The 19,032-nt window shown below is 70.6% G+C and carries 18 protein-coding genes; 9 read left to right on the plus strand and 9 right to left on the minus strand.

The features are described 5' to 3' along the window. Positions 1-65: 65 nt before the first annotated feature. From ACWGJ5_RS36345 to ACWGJ5_RS36385, 9 genes are read right to left on the minus strand one after another with little or no spacing between them, the layout of a single operon-like run. Positions 66-1,463, minus strand: a complete 1,398-nt coding sequence (locus ACWGJ5_RS36345; protein ID WP_453313894.1) for an FAD/NAD(P)-binding protein — start codon at positions 1,461-1,463, stop codon at positions 66-68. Next, entirely contained in the window at positions 1,456-2,715 is a 1,260-nt protein-coding gene (locus ACWGJ5_RS36350; protein WP_453313895.1) for a sulfate adenylyltransferase subunit 1, read from the minus strand. The genes ACWGJ5_RS36345 and ACWGJ5_RS36350 overlap by 8 nt, the downstream gene beginning before the upstream one ends. Next, positions 2,715-3,650: a sulfate adenylyltransferase subunit CysD gene (cysD, locus tag ACWGJ5_RS36355; RefSeq protein WP_453313896.1), complete on the minus strand. Its 936-nt coding sequence runs from the start codon at positions 3,648-3,650 to the stop codon at positions 2,715-2,717. Before cysD ends, ACWGJ5_RS36350 begins: the two co-directional genes overlap by 1 nt. After that, positions 3,647-4,207, minus strand: a complete 561-nt coding sequence (gene cysC / locus ACWGJ5_RS36360) for an adenylyl-sulfate kinase (RefSeq protein WP_453313897.1) — start codon at positions 4,205-4,207, stop codon at positions 3,647-3,649. Before cysC ends, cysD begins: the two co-directional genes overlap by 4 nt. Further along, positions 4,204-6,060, minus strand: coding sequence for a M20/M25/M40 family metallo-hydrolase (locus ACWGJ5_RS36365; protein ID WP_453313898.1), 1,857 nt, complete (start codon positions 6,058-6,060; stop codon positions 4,204-4,206). The genes cysC and ACWGJ5_RS36365 overlap by 4 nt, the downstream gene beginning before the upstream one ends. Before the next feature lie 60 nt (positions 6,061-6,120). Continuing rightward, positions 6,121-7,329, minus strand: a complete 1,209-nt coding sequence (locus ACWGJ5_RS36370; RefSeq protein ID WP_453313899.1) for an MFS transporter — start codon at positions 7,327-7,329, stop codon at positions 6,121-6,123. A gap of 11 nt (positions 7,330-7,340) precedes the next feature. Further along, positions 7,341-8,111: an SDR family NAD(P)-dependent oxidoreductase gene (locus ACWGJ5_RS36375; RefSeq protein WP_453313900.1), complete on the minus strand. Its 771-nt coding sequence runs from the start codon at positions 8,109-8,111 to the stop codon at positions 7,341-7,343. A gap of 2 nt (positions 8,112-8,113) precedes the next feature. Then, on the minus strand, positions 8,114-9,073 hold the full coding sequence (locus tag ACWGJ5_RS36380; RefSeq protein WP_453313901.1) for a sulfotransferase: 960 nt from the start codon (positions 9,071-9,073) through the stop codon (positions 8,114-8,116). Positions 9,074-9,131: 58 nt separating this feature from the next. Further along, positions 9,132-10,022 carry a family 3 encapsulin nanocompartment shell protein gene (locus ACWGJ5_RS36385; protein ID WP_453313902.1) on the minus strand — a complete coding sequence of 297 codons (891 nt, stop codon included), beginning with the start codon at positions 10,020-10,022 and terminating at the stop codon, positions 9,132-9,134. A 278-nt stretch (positions 10,023-10,300) separates the two neighbouring features. On the opposite strand from ACWGJ5_RS36385, the gene lysW reads away from it, so the two are divergent. The 9 genes from lysW to ACWGJ5_RS36430 are packed head-to-tail and all read left to right on the plus strand — an operon-like array spanning position 10,301 to position 19,021. Beyond that, the gene (gene lysW, locus ACWGJ5_RS36390; RefSeq protein ID WP_453313903.1) at positions 10,301-10,471 is read left to right on the plus strand and encodes a lysine biosynthesis protein LysW; all 171 of its coding nucleotides are present in this window, start codon (positions 10,301-10,303) and stop codon (positions 10,469-10,471) included. 20 nt (positions 10,472-10,491) lie between these two features. Further along, entirely contained in the window at positions 10,492-11,328 is an 837-nt protein-coding gene (locus tag ACWGJ5_RS36395; RefSeq protein WP_453313904.1) for a RimK family alpha-L-glutamate ligase, read from the plus strand. Then, complete coding sequence (gene argC, locus ACWGJ5_RS36400; RefSeq protein ID WP_453313905.1) at positions 11,325-12,350, plus strand: N-acetyl-gamma-glutamyl-phosphate reductase; 1,026 nt, start codon at positions 11,325-11,327, stop codon at positions 12,348-12,350. Before ACWGJ5_RS36395 ends, argC begins: the two co-directional genes overlap by 4 nt. Before the next feature lie 30 nt (positions 12,351-12,380). Beyond that, positions 12,381-13,247 (plus strand): transketolase, encoded by an 867-nt coding sequence (locus ACWGJ5_RS36405; protein ID WP_453313906.1) that lies wholly within the window; start codon positions 12,381-12,383, stop codon positions 13,245-13,247. Then, positions 13,244-14,248: a transketolase family protein gene (locus ACWGJ5_RS36410; RefSeq protein ID WP_453313907.1), complete on the plus strand. Its 1,005-nt coding sequence runs from the start codon at positions 13,244-13,246 to the stop codon at positions 14,246-14,248. Before ACWGJ5_RS36405 ends, ACWGJ5_RS36410 begins: the two co-directional genes overlap by 4 nt. Beyond that, the gene (locus tag ACWGJ5_RS36415; RefSeq protein WP_453313908.1) at positions 14,245-15,918 is read left to right on the plus strand and encodes an AMP-binding protein; all 1,674 of its coding nucleotides are present in this window, start codon (positions 14,245-14,247) and stop codon (positions 15,916-15,918) included. Before ACWGJ5_RS36410 ends, ACWGJ5_RS36415 begins: the two co-directional genes overlap by 4 nt. 11 nt (positions 15,919-15,929) lie before the next feature. Continuing rightward, the gene (locus ACWGJ5_RS36420; RefSeq protein WP_453313909.1) at positions 15,930-17,075 is read left to right on the plus strand and encodes an acyl-CoA dehydrogenase family protein; all 1,146 of its coding nucleotides are present in this window, start codon (positions 15,930-15,932) and stop codon (positions 17,073-17,075) included. Further along, positions 17,072-18,004 (plus strand): MBL fold metallo-hydrolase, encoded by a 933-nt coding sequence (locus ACWGJ5_RS36425; RefSeq protein WP_453313910.1) that lies wholly within the window; start codon positions 17,072-17,074, stop codon positions 18,002-18,004. The genes ACWGJ5_RS36420 and ACWGJ5_RS36425 overlap by 4 nt, the downstream gene beginning before the upstream one ends. Beyond that, positions 18,005-19,021 carry a ketoacyl-ACP synthase III family protein gene (locus tag ACWGJ5_RS36430; RefSeq protein WP_453313911.1) on the plus strand — a complete coding sequence of 339 codons (1,017 nt, stop codon included), beginning with the start codon at positions 18,005-18,007 and terminating at the stop codon, positions 19,019-19,021. Positions 19,022-19,032 lie beyond the last annotated feature (11 nt).

Below are 19,032 nucleotides of genomic sequence, written 5' to 3' on the forward strand. Positions count from 1 at the left end.
GCCCATGAGCTGCTTCCTGGCTGACCAAAGTCGGGGCGCCGAGCACCGCGACGGAGGCGTGCGTCCTACGGCGAGGACAGAACATCGGCGGCACCGGCATGTGCCGCTGCTGCCAGGCACAGCACCGAGGTGGCGATGTCCCTGGCCTGGAGGCGGATCTCGGGGATCGCCGTGGTCTCCCAGAGGTTCCCCAACCGCAGGGCACCAAGGGCCCAGAGGGGGGCAGGGGAGTGGCCGTCGAGGGGCGCGATCCTGCCGTCGGGTGCCGTGTCCAGACCCAGGCCGAGAGGTCCGGGACGGGCCACGCCGCTTCCCAGCAGGGCGCGGACGAGCGGATCGGTGGAATCGTGGACGGAGCGGGGCGCTCCCGTGCAGTTCACGACGGCGCCCACACGCAGCGACCGCCCGTCGACGAGGCGGACGTGTACCCCACCGGTGGTGGGAGTTGCCCTGGCCACCCGGCCGGCGGTGACGCTCACCCTGCCTTCGGCGCGGGCGCCGGCCAGTGCGTCGGCAGTGCGCGGCGGCATGCGATGCCGATGCACCTCCCAGCGCCGGAGGTCCTCGGCCAGGAAACGGCAGCGGTCGTCCGGACTCAGCCGCTGCCACAGCTGTGCGGACCAGGGCCGCAGGCTGTCGATGGCCGGCCGCCAGTCACCGTGCAGACGGCGGCAGACGGCAGCGTGGCGGAGCACCATCCGGCGCAGGGAGGGAAGATCGGCACACTCACCGTAGGGCGGCGGCGGAATCGGCGGCGCCGATGGCAGGACGTGCCGCCGGGGTACCAGGCCGTGCCGGGAGACGGCATGGACGACCCGGCCGGGCCGGGTCAGAGTGAGGGCGATGTCCGCCATGGTCAGCCCGGTTCCGACGAGGAGCACATCGGACTCCGTCGGCACCGCGTCGAGCGCGGCCGGGTGCCACGGATCGGAGATGACCCGCGGCGAATTCACCGGATGCGGCAACCAGCCGCTGCCCGACCGGGGCCGGCCGAGGGCGAGTACCACCGACTGCACGCGCAGGCTGCGGCCCGACGCGAAGAGCAGTCGCGGACCGTCGTCGACGGTCAGGTCCACGACCCTTTCGTGGCGCCTTCGGAAACGGCCGAAGACGGCACTCTCCACCGCGCGGGCCAAGTGATCGAACAGATAACGGCCGTAGTGGCGGCGGGCGACGAATTCCCCGGGACCGGCCTGCCTGCCGAGCGTCCTGGAGAGCCACGAGGTGAAGTCGTCCGGTCGGTCGGGCAGAGCGCTCAGCCTGCCCGCAGGCACGTTCAGGAGGTGCCGCGGATCGGTGGTCGCGTACGCGGTTCCCTGCCCCGTCGCCGGCACCGGGTCGATCAGCTGGACCTCCAGTGGAAGCCGCGCCGATGCAGCCGCATCGAGCAGTCGGGCCGCTGTGAGGGTGCCGGCCGCGCCGGCACCCACCACCGCCACGGTGAAGGGCGTTGTCTCAGCCATCACTCGGTTGTGCCATTCCAGCGGCCAGGGTGGTGCCGTCGGCCGGGTCGATGAGGAGGAAGGAGCCGGTGCGCCGGGAATCGGCGTACGCGTCCAGGGCGAGCGGTTCGGCGGTCCTCACCACCACGCGGCCGATGTCGTTGGCCACCAGTTCGCCCGGTGCCGGTCGGTCGGAGAGATCGTCCAGGGTGAGGCGGGAGGGAATGCTCTTGACGACGGCCTTCACGGTGCGCGTGGTATGCGTGAGCAGTACGCGGTCCCCCGGCTTGAGCGGGCGGTCCGAGACGTGGCAGACGGTCGCGTCGATGTCCTGCGTGGGCGCCGCGGCCGTGGCCGCCGGGGCGATCAGGTCACCGCGCGAGATGTCGATGTCGTCGGCGAGGCGGACGGTCACCGACTGCGGCGCCCAGGCGGTGTCGACGGCCCGGCCGAGCGCGTCGATCGCCTCGATGGTGCTCGTACGGCCCGAGGGCAGCACGGTGACGGCGTCGCCGACGCGCAGCACCCCGGAGGCGATCTGGCCCGCGTAGCCGCGGTAGTCGGGGTGTCGGGAGGTCTGCGGGCGGATGACGTACTGGACCGGGAGGCGGGCCACATCGTCCGAGGGATCCGCGACCACCGACACGGTTTCCAGGTGTTCGAGCACGGTCGGGCCGCCGTACCACTCCATGCGGGTTGAGGGGGTCACGACGTTGTCGCCGGCCAGTGCCGAGACGGGGATGACGGTGATCTCCGGCACCCCGAGGGAGGCCGCGTAGGCGGCGAACTCCTCGGCAATCGCGGCGAAGACGGGCTCGGCATAGTCCACCAGATCCATCTTGTTGACGGCGAGGACCACGTGCGGGACCCGCAGCAGAGCGGTGACCGCGGCATGGCGGCGGGTCTGCTCGACCACGCCGTTGCGGGCGTCGACCAGCACCAGGGCCAGGTCCGCGGTGGAGGCGCCGGTGACCATGTTGCGGGTGTACTGCACATGGCCGGGAGTGTCAGCGAGTATGAAGCGGCGCCGGGGCGTGGCGAAGTACCGGTACGCCACGTCGATGGTGATGCCCTGCTCCCGCTCGGCGCGCAGCCCGTCCGTCAGCAGCGCCAGGTCGGGTGCCTGCTGGCCGCGCCGCTGCGAGGCCGCCGTGACTGCTTCCAGCTGGTCCGCGAGGACCGATTTCGAATCGTGGAGCAACCGGCCCACGAGGGTGGACTTGCCGTCGTCCACCGACCCCGCGGTCGCAAAACGCAACGTGTCGACGATCATCAGAAGTACCCCTCGCGCTTGCGGTCTTCCATGGCGGCCTCGGAGAGCTTGTCGTCGGCCCGGGTGGCGCCGCGCTCGGTGAGCCGGGACGCGGCGATCTCGGCGATGACCTTCTCGACGGTGTCGGCGTCGGACTCGACCGCCCCGGTGCACGACATGTCGCCGACCGTTCGGTAGCGCACCTGCCTCGGTTCCAGCGGTTCATCGTCCCTGGGGCCGCCCCATTCGCCGGGCGCCAGCCACATACCGTTCCTGCGGAAGACCTTCCGTTCGTGGACGTAGTAGATCGACGGGAGTTCGATCTTCTCCCGCGCGATGTACTGCCACACGTCGAGCTCGGTCCAGTTGGACAGCGGGAAGACGCGGACGTGCTCGCCGGGCGAGTGGCGGCCGTTGTAGAGCTGCCACAGCTCGGGCCGCTGCCGGCGCGGGTCCCAGCCGCCGAACTCGTCACGCAGCGAGAACACCCGCTCCTTGGCGCGCGCCTTCTCCTCGTCACGGCGGCCACCGCCGAACACGGCGTCGAAGCGGTTCTTCTCGATGGCGTCCAGCAGCGGCACCGTCTGCAGGGGGTTACGGGTGCCGTCGGGGCGCTCCTGGAGCCTGCCCGCATCGATGAAGTCCTGGACGGAGGCGATGTGCAGCCGCAGGCCGTGCCGCTCCACGGCGCGGTCGCGGTAGTCCAGCACCTCGGGGAAGTTGTGCCCGGTGTCCACGTGCAGGAGGGAGAAGGGGATCGCGGCGGGCGCGAAAGCCTTCAGCGCGAGGTGCAGCATGACGATGGAGTCCTTGCCGCCGGAGAACAGGATCACCGGTCGCTCGAACTCGCCCGCCACCTCGCGGAAGATGTGCACCGCCTCGGACTCGAGCACGTCCAGGTGAGTGAGCGCGTACGGCCTGCCGGTGTCGTCGGCGCGTTGTGCCGCGGTGGTCATGCCAGCCCTTTCTCTATGAGCAGCGTCCGTACCGCCGCCGCGGACTCCGCGACGGTCTGCAGGTGCGATTCGATCCGCAGATCCGGTGCCGTCGGCTCCTCGTAGGGGTCGTCCACGCCGGTCAGCCCGGAGATCTGGCCGGCCGCCTGCTTGGCGTACAGTCCCTTCACATCACGTGCCGAACACACCTCGACGGGTGTGGCCACATGCACCTCCAGGAACGCGGTGCCGCTGCGCTCGTGCCGTACGCGCACCCCCTCGCGGACGTCGGCGTACGGCGCGATCACAGGGACGAGGACAGTGACGCCGTTGCGCGCCAGCACTTCGGCGACCAGGCCGATCCGCTGCACATTGCGGCGCCGGTCCTCGGGTGAGAAACCGAGTTCGGGCGAGAGCGACATCCGCAACTCGTCGCCGTCGAGTACTTCCACCCGCCGCTGCCCCCTGCGCAACAGCTCGGAGACGGCACGTGCGATGGTGCTCTTGCCGGCGCTGGGCAGGCCGGTGAGCCAGATGGTCGAGCCGGGCCAGCAGGTGCAGTGCGGAGTGTGGTTCACAGCGCGCTCCACTCTCGGACCGCCGCGGCCAGCACGGTCCGGGCCGTGCGGAACTCGGCCGCATCGATGCGCTCGTGGGGCGTGTGATCGAGCTTCGCGTCACCGGGGCCGTAGGCCACCATGGGGACGCCCTGCCACGTGGTTGCCAGGGTGTTCATATCGCTGCTGCCCTTCTTGAGCAGGAACCGGGGCGTCACCTCTGCGGTGCGGAACGCCCGTTGGAAGACTTTCACCAGGCTGCTGGAGCGCCCCGTCGCCACCCCTGGCGTGGCCCGCAGCACGTCGAGTTCCACCGGTGCGGTGACCGCGGCCCGCAGCGCGGCCAGCAGTTCCTCGACATCGAGCGCGGGCGGGACCCGCACGTCCACCACTGCTTCCCCGCACTGGACGTCACCGCGGTTGAGAGCCTGGATGCCGAGCACCGCCGTCATGGCTTCCTGGTCCAGCCGCTCGACGGCCTGGCGGACAGCGCGCAGGGACTCGACCATCCGGTCGCCCGCCGTTCTGACATCCTTGCCCGCCGTGTGCCCGGTGCGCTCCGAGATGCTCAGCCGGACCTTGACCAGGCCGTAGTAGCCGATGGTCAGCGCGGCTGCGCCGCTCGGTTCACCGATGATCACGGCGTCGGCCGGATAGTGGTCACGGACGTGGAAGGCGCCGGCCGAGGTGATCTCTTCCTCAACCGCCCCGACCACTCGCAGCTGCACGTCGTCGGGCACGTCGACGTCGGCCAGCGTCTGCAGATAGGTCACCAGGCTCGCCTTGGCGTCGACGCTTCCGCGACCCGTGAGTTCCTCTCCGTTCCAGACGGCGGGCCATCGGTGCGGGACGGTGTCGAGATGGCCGAGCATCAGCAGCCGCCGAGAGCCCGAACCGCGGGTGGCCACCAGGTTGCCGGCCGCGTCGATCCCGGCGTCGATTCCCCGCTCGGTGCACCACCGCGCGAGGAACTCCGCGATCTCCTGCTCGTCGCGGGAGACGGATGACAGCTCGACGGCGCGGGCGAGCAGAGTGAGGTCCGCCGCCGGCGCCGGCGCCCGCCAGAACCAGGTGGCCTCGGCAGTGGACAGCGTGTGCGGTCCGGTGACGGCGACGTCGCAGGTGCCCTCGAGCGCGATCTCCGCGGCCCGCACCTTCTGCCGCATCCGGCCGCGGGCGTAGCGCTGTCCCTCGCCGGCGTGGGCGTGGCGCAGCGTGCTGGCGGGCGACGCGGGATCGGTGAGCAGACCCGCCGTGCCGGTGACCAGCCGGAGGTGGTCGGCGTCCAGAGCCTTGGCGACTTCCGCCGCCAGCACGTCGGCGTCCACGTTCAGGGCGGTGCCGCCGTCGTCGGCGGCGACCGGCGGGGACAGGCAGACCACGTCGAACGCGGACAGCAGGCTGGTCAGCCGGTCCACGTCCACGTCACTCACCGTGCCGGCGCGATGGTCGCGAACCACGCGTGTGCGGCCGTCCTCCACCACTCGCAGCGGCCCGTTGGCCTTCGCCCGCACCAGGGATCCGGTACGGGAGACGGCGGCGAACACGGACATACCGCGGTCGGTGAGCTCCTTCTCGACCAAGGGCAGTGTGACCTGCTCGTACGCCGCGATGATGTGCGGTATCTCGTCCGGCGGGCAGTAGCGGATCTCGCCACCGTCGCGTGAGGTCAGAGTGCGGATGTCGCGGCCGGTGGTGCGGTAGTACTCCGTGATGCCGGCCGCACCGCCGGCGATGACCAGCAGCCGGGCGCCGCGCCGGCGCAGTGCTCGGAGTTCGTCGAAGACCCGGGTGTGCGCGAGGCTCGCGCTACCCAGCTTGACGACGTAGAGCGCGGCGGCGCGAGAGCTGGCTACTTCCCCCAGAACGGGCATGCCAGGGTTGCCTTTCGTGCGAGTACAGGAAGAGTGGTCTGCGGATCGGGACGGCCGCAGTCAGCGGCTGGGCGCGGCCAGTTGCCTGGTGCGGCGCCGGGCGGCGACGGTGCCGGTGCACAGCGACCCGAGGACGGCCACGGCGGACAGCAGGAACGTCGCGGTGTAGCTCACCTCGGCGAGCAGCCCGCCGAGCAGCCCCGCGACGCCGACCGCGATGTCGAAGAAGGACGTGATGGCGCCGAGAGCGGCTCCTCGTTCGGCTTCCGGCGAGGTGTCGATGGTGATGAGGGCCAGGGCGGGGTAGAGCAGCGTGAAGCCGCCGCCGGCGATGAGCGCACCGATCGCGGCCGGCCACAGGGACGGGGCGAAGGCGATGAGCACCATGCCGATCGCCTCGACCGAGGCGGAGACGACAATCACCGGCAGGGCGCCGATCCGGTCCGGCATGCGACCGGCGACCAGCCGGACCACGACATACGCCACGCTGAACAGGCTGAGGAGCAAGGAGCCGCCTGCGACGCCGCGAGCGGTCATCGACAGCGCGCCGAAGCTCGCCACCGCGGCGTAACCGAAGGCACCGCAGCCCAGCGAGATGCCGGGCAGCACCGAGGAAGGCGGCAGCAGCCGGCCGGAGACCGCGGTGCCGAGGCGTGTGCTGTTGGGCAGCACGAGCAGCACGGCGACGGCGATCGCGGGGAGGGCCGAGGCGAGGGCCCACACGGCGCCGAACGAACCGGCGCGAAACACCACGTCGCCCAGGATCGGCCCTACCGTGAGTCCCGTCCACATGGCCAGCCCGTAGAAGCCGACGATCTGTCCGCGGCGTTCCGGAGGCGTCAGCGACACCGTCCACACCGACCCGGCGGTGAAGAGAAGCGCCTCTCCGACGCCCATGACCAGGCGCGCGACGAGGAGACCGGGCAGGCCCAGCGGCAGCGCGTACAGTCCGCCGACGACGATGACGAGCAGTGCTCCGAACGTCATGACCGGCCGACTGCCCCGCCTTTGGGCGACCTGTCCCGCGTACGGCCGTACCAGCAGCGCCACCACGCCGGAGACCGTGAAGGTCACGCCGACCTCGAACGGCGAACCGTGCAGCTGCTCGGTGACCAGCCTGGGAATGACCGGTATCACCAGGCCGAACGACGCGAAGGTGCAGAACAGTGCGGTGATGACGCCCAGGAACGTACGGACCCAGGGCTGCCGTCCCGGCCCCCGGGCAGGCGTGGCGGCCGGCGCCTTCGCCGGCAACGCTTCCTTGCTCACATTCCCCTCCGTCAGCCGATACCTCGGGTGTTGCCCCCGTCCGCCACCAGCACCGTGCCCGTGACGAACGCTGCCTGCTCGCTGGCGAGGAACGCGACCAGACTGCCGAGATCCTCGGCCCGTCCTATCCGGCCCAGCGGCAGTTCTCCGGCGACCTCGGCGAGGCGGTCCTCCACCTCTGCCCCGTACTGCTCGTCGAGGATCGGTGTCCGGTGGAAGCCCGGGGCGAGAACATTGACGGTCACTCCACTGGCACCGAACGAGTGGACCAGCCCCTTGACGAAGCCCAGGACGCCCAGCCGGGCCACGGAGGACAGGCCGCTGCCGGGGTGCGGCTGGCGCACCGCCTCAGAAGTGATCATGACGATCCGGCCCCAGCCCGCTTCGGTGAGGTACGGCTTCGCGGCCAGCGACAGCGACACATGAGGCAGCAGGTTGTCGTTGACCGCCTGGCGGTACTCCGCGACATCGAAGCTCTCCACCGGGCCGAACGGCACGCCGCCCGAATTGGTCACCAGGATGTGCAGGCCGCCGAACTCCTCGGCCGTGTGCCGGACCCACGCGGCCGCAGCGTCCTCGTCCCGCAGGTCGACGACGGTGCTCAGGACCCGGCCCGGGCCGCAGCCGTCCACTTCCTCATGAGCGCGCGCCAGCTTGTCCGGATCCCTGCCGCACATCGAGACATGGGTGCCCTCCATGGCGAGGGCGCGCGCGACGGCGAGGCCCAGGCCGCTGCTGGACGCGGCGACAAGGGCGCTGCGTCCCTGAAGTCCGAGGTCCACTGTCAACGCCCTTCCGGCGAGGGCCATACGCGTCCGGGCAGCACGGGGTAGCCGTAGCGGACGAGCAGGGGGGCGGTCAGCGCCGTCACCGTCGCGGTGTCGGCGCGGGACAGGTCGGTGTGCCAGCGGACGTCGGGGCGGATCAGGGTCCTGCCCTGGCGCAGCCGGTCGGGGTTGCCGGTGACGGTGTGGTTCCCGCTCAGCCACACCGTCCCGGACTCGTCCACGGGGGACTCGTCGTCGAGACCGGCGAACCGCAGCACCTCGGTGACGACCTCCTTCGGACGCACCACCAGGTCCTCGTGCCGGACCCGCAGATACCTGCCGGGGACGCTCTCACCGATCAGCTCCGAGGCGAGATTGAAGGCTGTCCAGTAGCTGCTGCTGCGGGCCGGACTCATCGGGTCGATGTACTGCTTGCTGCGTCGGTAGGACAGCGCGGTGGCCCGGGGGTCGCGCACGACGTGCAGGACCCGGACGTCGAGGTCCGTGCGGCCCAGCAGGGCCGCCGCCTCCGCCGGGTACTTCGACCCGTCCACGATCAGCCGCTCGCCGCCCTCGCCGGCGACCAGCCGGTAGATGTCCGCCGTGCGGTCGAGGAGGTCGGCGACACCCGGTGCGGGGACCGCCTCGCCGCGCGCCTCGGCGAGCCGGCTGCGGGTGTGGCGGGTTCTGAGCAGCGCTCGCTGACGCATCGTCATGTGGTGTGCGGTGGCGGCGGCGTCGGGCGTCGCCGCATGGGTGGCCTTGAGCACCGCCGACCACAGGGCGCAGTCACCCAGGGGGAGTCCGCAACCGCACTCGGAGTTGGTTCCTGATGCCAGCACTCCGTTCTGCCACAGATAGTGCAGCTCTCCGACATGCAGAACACCGGGAAGCTCATTGAGGACATTGCCCAGCAGGGTACTGCCGCTACGCATCCAGCCGGTGATGTAGAGGACGCGCGGGAGCTTTTCGGCCATCAGGGGTGGGGTCCTTCCGTCGTCATCGCAGGGCGGCCGCCTTCGGGAACACGCGCGCTCAGTCCCGCGACAGCAACAGGAAGTGCTGCGGCAGGTGAACGGCCAGACCGACTCGGGTGGTTGCCTCGATGAGGTCGCAGCCGTCCGGGCCGGCGCCGCGGCGCAGCGCCAGCGACGCCACGTCCGGCACGAGGAGCGTGGCCGCGGCCCGGAAATCGCCGAGCAGCACCTGGTCACGGCCGATCATGCGAGTGCGGGAGACGGTGATGCCGGCCTTTGCGAGCAGTTCGAGGACACCGCCCTTGACCAACTCCCAGTAGGTGAAGGGGTGGACGACGATGCCGTCGCACGAGCCGCCGGTCTCCTCGACCTCGGCGGCCGCTGTGGTGAGCGCTTCGGCGAGGTCCTGACCCAGTGCCCCCTCGCGGCTGTCGGGGAGTGTCAGCAGTCCGCGGATCTTCTTGTCCGCGGTGCCGTGCAGCAAGGCGTCGTTCTCCCTGGCGGACAGCCGTACCAGCACCCGGTAGTCGACGAAGGACGCCAGCAGGCTGGGCTCGTTCAGCAGACCGGCGGGCAGCGGGACGGAGACCGAAAGATCGGTGAGTTCGGCCTCGCTCAGCCGCGGGGCGAAGGCCGCCTCGGGTGTGGTGGCGTACGAGGTGCCGGACGCGCGCAGGGCGGTGACGGGGGGCTCGTGCACGAAGGGCACGGTCCGGTCGGGCACGGACGCGGTCTTCAGCAGATGGCGCACGGCGTAGCGGGGACGCGTCGCGAAGAGCGGGAAGACGGCCGGCAGATGGGCCCGGAAGGGAATGACGAGGTCCTCGGCGCCCGCTCCCCTCACGGACCAGGCGAACTCCTCACCCGGCGTGCGCGTGTGCAGTGCCGGGTCGGAGAGTGCGACGCGCACGCCCTCGTGGACGGCGGCGCCGGCGGCAGCTCCCTGCATGACAACTCCTCGTGGTGCACATGGAATGCGGAAGAAAGGTGGTGGCAATGGACAGTAGACGTATTCGGCGGGCGGCCGGGGCCGTCGCCCGCTTCAGGACTTTATGGCCCGTATAACGGCGTCTTATTTCACGTTTCAAATAAGCTGCGGTGATGGGAACAAAAACAATCCATGCCTGGTTCGCCCGCCCATTCCGGCGTTACCGTTTCCTCGCTGCGCTGCGGTTGGATTCAGGAACTGCGGCACGAGCACATCCACTTCTGACCCCGGGAGGGCGCATGTCCGTCGCGGCATGTCCTGAGTGCGACGCTCAGGTGCGGATCGAGTCGAATACCCGAGTGAACGAAATCGTCGAGTGCGACGGCTGTCGGAGTGAACTGGAGGTGACCTCGCTGGCTCCGGTGACGCTGACCCGGGCGCCGGAGGTCGAGGAGGACTGGGGAGAGTAGTGCCGGAACCGTCCATAGCCGTGCTGGCTTCCAGGGTCCGCACGGATGAGAAGCGCATCATGGCGGCGCTCGACAGACGCGCGGTCCCCTTCAGCTACGTGGATGCACGAGAACTCTCCGTCATGCTGGGCGGGGAGTCGATGGGCCACCGGGTGTTTCTCAACCGGGAGATCGGGCAGTTCCGCGCCGGCTATGCGGCCACCGCTCTGGAAGCCAGGGGTGCCAGGGTCGTGAACACGGCCGCCGCCACCACCCTGTGCGGCGACAAGTGGCTGACCTCCGTGGCCCTGCAGCGGCGCGGTCTGCCCACTCCGAGGACCGCACTGGCCATGACCCCGGACGCGGCGCTGACCGCGCTGGAGGAGATCGGCTACCCGGCGGTGATCAAGCCGCTGGTCGGGTCGTGGGGCCGGCTGGTCACGCCGGTGGACAACCCGCGGATCGCGGCCACGGTCCTCGAGCACATCGCGGCCCTGCCGTCCCCGCAGTCCCACATCATCTATGTGCAGGAAATGATCCCCAAACTCGACCGTGATATCCGCGTCATCGTGGTGGGCGATCAGGTCATCGGCGCCACCTACCGCCGGAGTTCCGAATGGCGCACCAATGTCGCCCGGGGCGGCGTCAGTGAATTCTGCGCCCTCAGCGAAGAGGACGCCAAACTCGCGGTGACCGCCGCGGACGCGGTCGGAGCGGATATCGCCGGTGTCGATCTCGTCGTGGACAGCGACGGTATGACTTCGGTTCTGGAGGTGAACCACCGAGTGGAATTCGCTGGGTTCCAGGAGGCACAGCGGGACCGGGTGGACGTGGCCGACCACATCGTGCGGCATCTGCTGTCCAAGGCGGCGGCATGATGCGCGTCGCCGTGGTGGGCGGGGCCGGATACATCGGCGGCGAACTGCTGCGCCTGCTGGTCGGACACCCCGAGGTGGAGCTGGCGGCCGCAACGTCCCGCAGCTTCGCGGGCCGGGCGGTCGGGGGTGTCCATCCGAACCTGCGTGGCCGCACCCAACTGCGCTTCTGCGAGCCGGCTTCGCTCGAGGACTACGACGTGCTGTTCCTGGCGGCGCCGCACCGAGAGACCATGCGGCGCATGCCGGAATTCCTCGGGCATGCGAAGACCGTCATCGACCTCTCGGGAGACTTCCGGCTCCGTTCCGCACAGGTGTACGCCGACTACTACGGTGTCCCGCACGAGGCCCCCGAACTGCTCGATTCGTTCACCCCGGGCCTGCCCGAATTCCATCGGACCGAGTTGCGGACAGCCGATCGCATTTCGGTGCCCGGCTGCATGGCCACGGCAGGGATCCTCACCCTGGCCCCGCTGGCCCGGGCCGGGCTCGTCGAAGGAGCGGTCACCGTGGACGCGCGCACCGGGTCCAGCGGATCGGGTGCCACGGCGGGAGCGGGGAACCTGCACGCCGAGCGAAGCGGTGCGCTGCGTGTCTTCGCCCCGAACCGCCACCGGCACGAAGCGGAGATGGCTCAGGCGACCGGTCTGACGGTGCACATGAGTGCCAGCGGTGTCGAGGCCGTGCGCGGCGTCCAGCTGCTGTGCCGGGCGCGGCTTGCGCCCGGAGCCGACGAGCGAGCCGTACGGGCCGCCTATCGCGCGAGCTACCAGCACGAGCCGTTCGTGCGGGTGGTGGCCGAACGCCGCGGAATCCACCGGTTCCCGGACCCGAAGATCCTCTCCGGGTCCAACTTCTGCGACGTCGGGTTCTCGGTGGACTCGGATTCGCCGCACGCGCTGCTGATCGGGGCGCTGGACAACCTCGTCAAGGGCGGTGCGGGCAACGCCGTGCAGTGCATGAACATCCGGTTCGGACTGCCCGAGCACACCGGCCTGGAGTTCACCGGTCTGCACCCGAACTGATGCCAATCGACAGCGGGATGGAGTAGAGGGATGAGTGGTGCGACAGCACCGCCGGACACACGGACCCCGGCCGACACCCGGCAGCTGAAGGCGGCGGCCGGCCGCATCCGGGAACACATCGTCGACATGTGCGCCGGCCGGGAGGGCGGCCACATCGGGGGCTCGATGTCCCTGGTGGAGATTTTGGTGGCGCTCTATTTCGACGCGCTGCGCATCGATCCGGCCCGGCCGGACGACCCGGACCGGGACATCCTCGTGCTCAGCAAGGGACACGGCGGCATCGGCCTGTACGCCGCGCTCGCCGAACGGGGGTTCTTCCCCACGGAACGCCTCGCCGAGTACGGCACGGCCGGCAGCGAGTTCATGGCTCACCCGCATCCGGAGATTCCCGGAGTGGAGATGCCCACCGGCTCCCTGGGGCACGGGCTGGCCCTGGGCGTCGGGTTCGCCCTGGCCGCCCGCCTCGACCGCAGCGACCGGCGTTCCTTCGTCGTCATGGGCGACGGGGAGCTGCAGGAAGGGTCGGTCTGGGAGGCTGCCATGGCGGCCTCCAGCCACGGCCTGGACAACCTGACCGCCTTCGTCGACCGCAACGGGCTGCAGATCACGGGCGGCACGGAACAGGTCGTCGCACTGGAACCGCTCGCGGACCGGTGGCGGGCCTTCGGCTGGCACACCTACGAGGTGGACGGCCACGACCTGGACGCACTGCGCGCCGTCCTGCACACGGCGCCCGAGCCCGGCAAACCCACGATGGTGATCGCCAGGACCGTCAAGGGCAAGGGACTGCCCTTCGTCGAGGGACAGGCCCGCAGCCATTACGCACGGCTGAGCGACCGACAGCGGCAGCGCGCGATGAGCGCGCTGCGCTCCACGACCGGGAAGGGCACAGCGTGAGCGAGACCACCACCGCCGGGCCGCCGCCCGCACTCTCCTCACGGGAGACCTACCGCAACGCCCTGATGGAGCTGCTGCCGTCGGACCCGCGCCTGGTCTGCCTGGACACCGACACCGGACTGTTCAACGGCGTGGACCTCAGTTCCGCAGGTGACCGCTACCTGAACCTGGGCATCGCCGAGCACACACTCATGGGTGCCGCCGCGGGGCTCGCCCGCAGCGGCCGGATCCCGGTCGTGAACACGATGGCGACCTTCGCGGCGAGCCGCGCGGTGGAGGCGGTGAAGCTCGACATCGCCCTCAACGATCTGCCGGTCAAGATCGCGGCCACGCACTCCGGGCTGTCCGCGGGCCACCTCGGACCCACGCACCACTCGCTGGAGGACCTCGCAGTCATGCGGGCGCTGCCGAACATGACGGTGGTGGTCCCGACGGACGCGAACACCACCGACCGGCTCTTCCGGCAGTCCCTCGAGCTGCCCGGGCCCGTCTACCTCCGCCTCGGCCGTAACGCCACCCCGGACCTCCCGGGCGACGCGCCGCCGGTGGAACTGGGCCGCATCCAGGTCCTGCGACAGGGCGGCGACATCACACTCGCCGCCTGTGGCCCCTACCCCGTCCACATCGCTCTGGAGGCGGCCGACCAGCTCGCCGCGGACGGTGTCGCGGCAACGGTGCTCAACGCACACACCGTCAAGCCCCTGGACGAAAGGACGCTGCGCGAGGCCGCGATGGCGACCGGTGCGGTGATCACCGTCGAGGAGCACTGGCTCAGCGGCGGCTTCGGCGGCGCGGTCGCCGAAGCGCTCAGCGAGCTGCCCCGTACCCGGGTCAGTTCGATCGGAGTGCCCGCAGCGTTCGCGTCGGTCGCCGGCAGCCAGCAGTACCAGCTGCAAAGAGCGGGGATCACGTCATGGGCCATCGCCGCGCGGGCCAAGGAAGTGCTCCGGTCATCACGGAGTTCAGCCGATCCACGGACGACAGCGGAGGACGAACGGTGACCCGGGAACACGACACGACCGGCCCGAACGGCGTTTCCCCGCAACTCGCCGACCGGTTCCGGAAGGCCGGCTGGTGGCGTGACGAGACCATTCTCGACGATCTGCGCCGCGCGGTCGGTGAACACCCCGACAAGACGGCCGTGGTGTGCTGGCACACCGACGGCAGCCCCGCCGAACACCTGACGTACCGGAAACTCGCCTGGTACGTGGAGCGGCTCGCCGCCGCACTGGTCGGTCTCGGTGTCAAGCGCCGCGACGTGGTGACCCTCCAGCTGCCGAACTCATGGGAGTTCATCGCGCTGTGCCTGGCCTGCGCGCGGATCGGGGCCGTCGCAGGCCCCGTCGTGCCGATCATGCGGCGGCGCGAGGTGGAGTTCATGACGCGGCTGACCGGCAGCCCGCTGTACGTGGGCGCAGCCGAGTACCGCGGCTTCTCGTACGCGCAGATGAGCGCCGAGGTCGCCGACGCGGTACCGACCCTGCGGCACCGGGTGCTGCTCGGCGGCGCGGACAGCAGGGCCGCCGGCGCCCTCGACTTCGCGCGCGATCTGCTCGGCAGAGCGTGGGAGAACGATCACCCGGCGACGGAGCTGGACGCACGCGAGGCAGGCCCCGATGACCCGGCCCAGGTCATGTTCACCTCTGGCACCACAGGTGAGCCCAAGGGCGTCGTGCACAGCCACAACACGCTGTACGCGATGAACAAGGCACAGGCGGACGTACTGCGGCTGACGCCCGACGAGGTCACCGCGATGGGCTCGCCCACCACTCACCAGGGCGGCTACACCTGGAACTTCGTGATGCCGCTGCTGCTCGGCGCGACCTCGGTCCACATCGACGCATGGGACCCGAAACTCATGTTGCGGATCCTGGAACACGAGGGCGTCACCTTCTTCATGGGGGCGCCCACCTTCCTGGCCGACCTGATCGAGGCCCAGCGCGCCGACCAACGCAACCTGTCGGCCCTGGCCACCTTCGCCACCGGCAGCGCCCCGGTCGCGCCGGTGGTCGTGGAGCGTGCCCGGGAGGTGCTGGGCTGCCGGGTGTACGCCCTGTGGGGCATGACGGAGAACGGCTGTGTCACCGTCACCCGCCCCGAAGAGCCCGTCCTGCGCGCGGCCGAGAGCGATGGGACGGCGGTCCCCGGCATGGAGGTCAGGATCGTCCACCAGGAGACCGGAGAGCCGGTCCCGGCGGGCGAGACGGGGTTGTTGCAGGTGCGGGGCGCGAGCCAGTGCCTCACCTACTTCGGGCGGCCGGAGGTCTATGCGGCGTCGCTGACCGAGGACGGCTGGTTCGACACCGGCGATCTCGCCCGGGACGACGGCCACGGCGGCATCCGCATCGCCGGCCGCACCAAGGACGTCATCTCGCGCGGTGCGGAGAACATCCCGGTCACCGAGGTGGAGGCCGCATTGCTGCGGCACCCCGCCGTCCGCGACGTGGCGGTGGTCGGCTACCCGGACGAGCGGCTCGGGGAACGTGCCTGCGCCGTGCTGATCGCCAACGGTACCCCGCCGACTCTCGACGACCTGCGCGACCACCTCGACGGCATGGCCATGGCCAAGCAGTACTGGCCCGAGCGCATCGAGGTCGTCGAGACGCTGCCCAAGACCCCCTCAGGAAAGATCCAGAAGTTCCTGCTGCGCGCTCAGCTGCAGTCGGACTGAGAGGAAGACAGATGGACTTCGAGTTCACCGACGACCAGAAGGCGCTGCGCGAACGGGTCCGCAGCTTCGCGGCGGAACGCATCGTGCCGGGCTACCAGGACAACGACCGCCACGGCAGCTATCCGCCCGGGCTCCTGAAGGACATGGCGGCGCAGGGACTCTTCTCCCTCCGTGTCCCGGTCGAATACGGCGGGCAGGGACTGGACGCGGTGAGCACCGGCATCGTTCTGGAAGAGCTGGCCAAGGCCGATCAGTCCGTCTGCTACCCCGTGCTCAACGCCGCGCTGATCGCCGGCGTGCTGACCGCGAACGGCACCGAGGAACAGCTCGCGCGGTGGCTGCCGCCGATCGCCCGCGGCGAGTCCGTCGTCGCCCTGTGCCTGACCGAACCCGGCCACGGCACCGATGCCGCCGGCATCGAGTTGCCGGCCGTCCCCGAGGACGACGGCTGGCGGCTGGCCGGCCACAAGACCTCGATCATGATCGGCAGTTATGCCACCCATGGCCTGGTCTTCGCACGTACCGGCGGGTCCGGAGCACGCGGCGTCACCGCGTTCTTCACTCCGCTGGAGGAGGGCCGGGTCACCCGTACCCGGCTGTCGGATCTCGGGTGCCGGTCGGCGGGGCGCGCGGCGCTGGAATTCGACGGCCTCCTGGTCGGGCCCGAAAACGTGGTCGGCGCACCGGGCCTCGGCTTCGTACAGGTCATGCGCGGCTTCGACTATTCGCGCGCGCTCATCGCCCTGATGGCGGTCGGAGCCGCGGGAACCGCCATGGACCACGCCTTCGCCCACGCACGTGAGCGCGTGGCGTTCGGGCGGCCCATCGGCACCCATCAGGGGGTGGCGTTCCCCCTCGTCGAACACGCCACCCACCTGCACGGCGCCCGACTGCTGGCCTATGAGGCGCTGTGGCGCAACGACGTGGGCAAGGACCACCGGGTCGAGGCCAACATGGCCAAATGGTGGGCGCCGAAGGCGGCGGTGGAGGCGGTCCACCAGGCGCTGCTCACGCTCGGCCACTTCGGCTGGTCGGAAGACCTGCCGACGGCTCACCGCCTCCGGGACGTGATCGGACTCCAGCTGGCGGACGGCACCGAGAACGCCACCAAGCTCGTTGTCGCCCGGCAACTGCTGGGCCGCGAGTACGCGCCGTGAGCGAACCGTCGGCCGCCTGCACGGACCTCGGTGACGGGGTGTTCGTCGCGGATTCGGCCATGGCCGGCTACCCGGGTATGAACGGTGTCTTCCTGATCCCCGGTGCCCGGCCGGCCCTGGTCGAGTCGGGCACCGCGCTGTCCGCCGCCCGCACACGGGCGGCCCTGAAGGCCTTCGGGCTCGCACCCGGCGACCTGAGCTGGATCGTCGTGACGCACGTCCACCTCGACCACGCCGGCGGGGCGGGCGAGCTGAGCCGCGCCTTCCCCGCCGCGAAGGTCGTGGTGCACCCCTTCGGGGCACGGCACCTGGCCGACCCGGCACGGCTGGAGACCAGCGCCCGGCGGGTCCACGGACCGTTGCTGGACCGGGTGTACGGATCGATGACACCGGTGGCGGCGGCCCGCATCCAGGCGGCCGAGGACGGCGACCGCATCGATGTCGGAGACCGGGACCTGCGCATCCTGCACACGCCGGGCCACGCCCCGCACCACCTCGTCGTGCAGGACACCGGCACCGGGGTGCTGTTCACCGGGGACGCGGCCGGTGTCCGGGTCGACGGCATGACCTCGGCCCGGCCCGCCTGCCCGCCGCCGCACTTCGACCGGGACGCGGCGGTGGCGAGCATGCGCCGCATGGCGGCGCTCAAGCCGTCTCGGATCCTGTTGACCCACTTCGGCGATCCCGGCGACCCGGCGGCCTTCCTCGCCGACGCGGAGGACCGGCTCCAGCGGTGGTGCACGGTGGCGGAGCAGTCGGTTGCCCGTGGCCTCGAGGACGACCTTGAGTCCGAGTTGCTGCGCCGGTTCGCCGCCGACGAAGGCATGCCGTCGGATGACCCCGAGCGGTTCGCGGTCATGGGTGGCTTCGAGTCCAACGCCGCAGGCCTGCGGCATTGGCTACGGACGCGGAACGAGGAGCGCGAGTAAGTGCGTTACGACGATCTCTGGATCAAGGGCACGGGCAGTTACCTCGGCGAACTGCGCCCCGTCGGGCCCGACATAGCCGCCGGCCGGTATGCGGAGAAGGATGCGCGGGAGGCCGGTACGGTTTCGGTGTCCGTCGCGGATCTCGCACCGCCGGAGATGGCCGTCCTGGCCGGCCGGGCAGCCCTGGAAGGCGCAGCCGGAGTCGACCGCTCGTCGGTTCTGCATCTGCACGGCAGCACCTACTTCCAGGGCCTCGACATGTGGCCCGCATCGTGCTGGATCGCCGGGCAGCTGCTCGGCCAGACCCTCGGCGCCCTCTCCCTCCAGGCGTCCGCGCTGTCGAACAGCTCGCTGGCGTGCCTGGAGATCGCCGGCAGCATGCTGCAAGGGCGGCCGGATCTGTCCGGTGCACTGCTGACCTGCGCAGACCGGTTCCTCCCGCCCGGAATCGACCGGTGGAACATCGACTCGGGGATGGCCTTCGGGGACGGTGCCGCCGCGGTGCTCCTCGGGCGGGGCGGCGGCGCGCTGCGGGTGCTGTCGGTGTCCTCGTACACGGACACGACGCTGGAGGGGCTGCAGCGGGGCAACGAGGCGTTCCACCCCGTCTCGCCGACGGCGCTGGAAACGCTTCCCATGCGGCGCCGGGCCCGGGAGTTCTTCGCCCAGGGCGGTATGGCGCCGAAAGAGGCCCGGCAGCGCTCGGTGGACGCCGTGCAGCGCGTCGTCGAGTCCGCGCTGGCGGATGCCGGATGCTCGATCGGCGACGCCCGATGGGTCGTTCCCCCGTTCGTCGGCCGCCGGCTGTTCGAGTCGGGCTTCGTCGAACCGCTCGGGCTGGACCCCGACCGGACCCTCTTCCCCTTCGGCCTGACCACCGGGCACCTCGGCTCCGTCGACCAACTGCTCAGCCTCGACCGCCTGCTCCGGCACGAGCGGCTGAATCCCGGGGACCGCATCGTCCTGATCGGCACGGGCATGGGCTTCACCTTCACCTGTGCCGTGCTCACCGCGTAGAGGAGGAATGC

This window comes from Streptomyces sp. NPDC054783, from assembly GCF_053611725.1.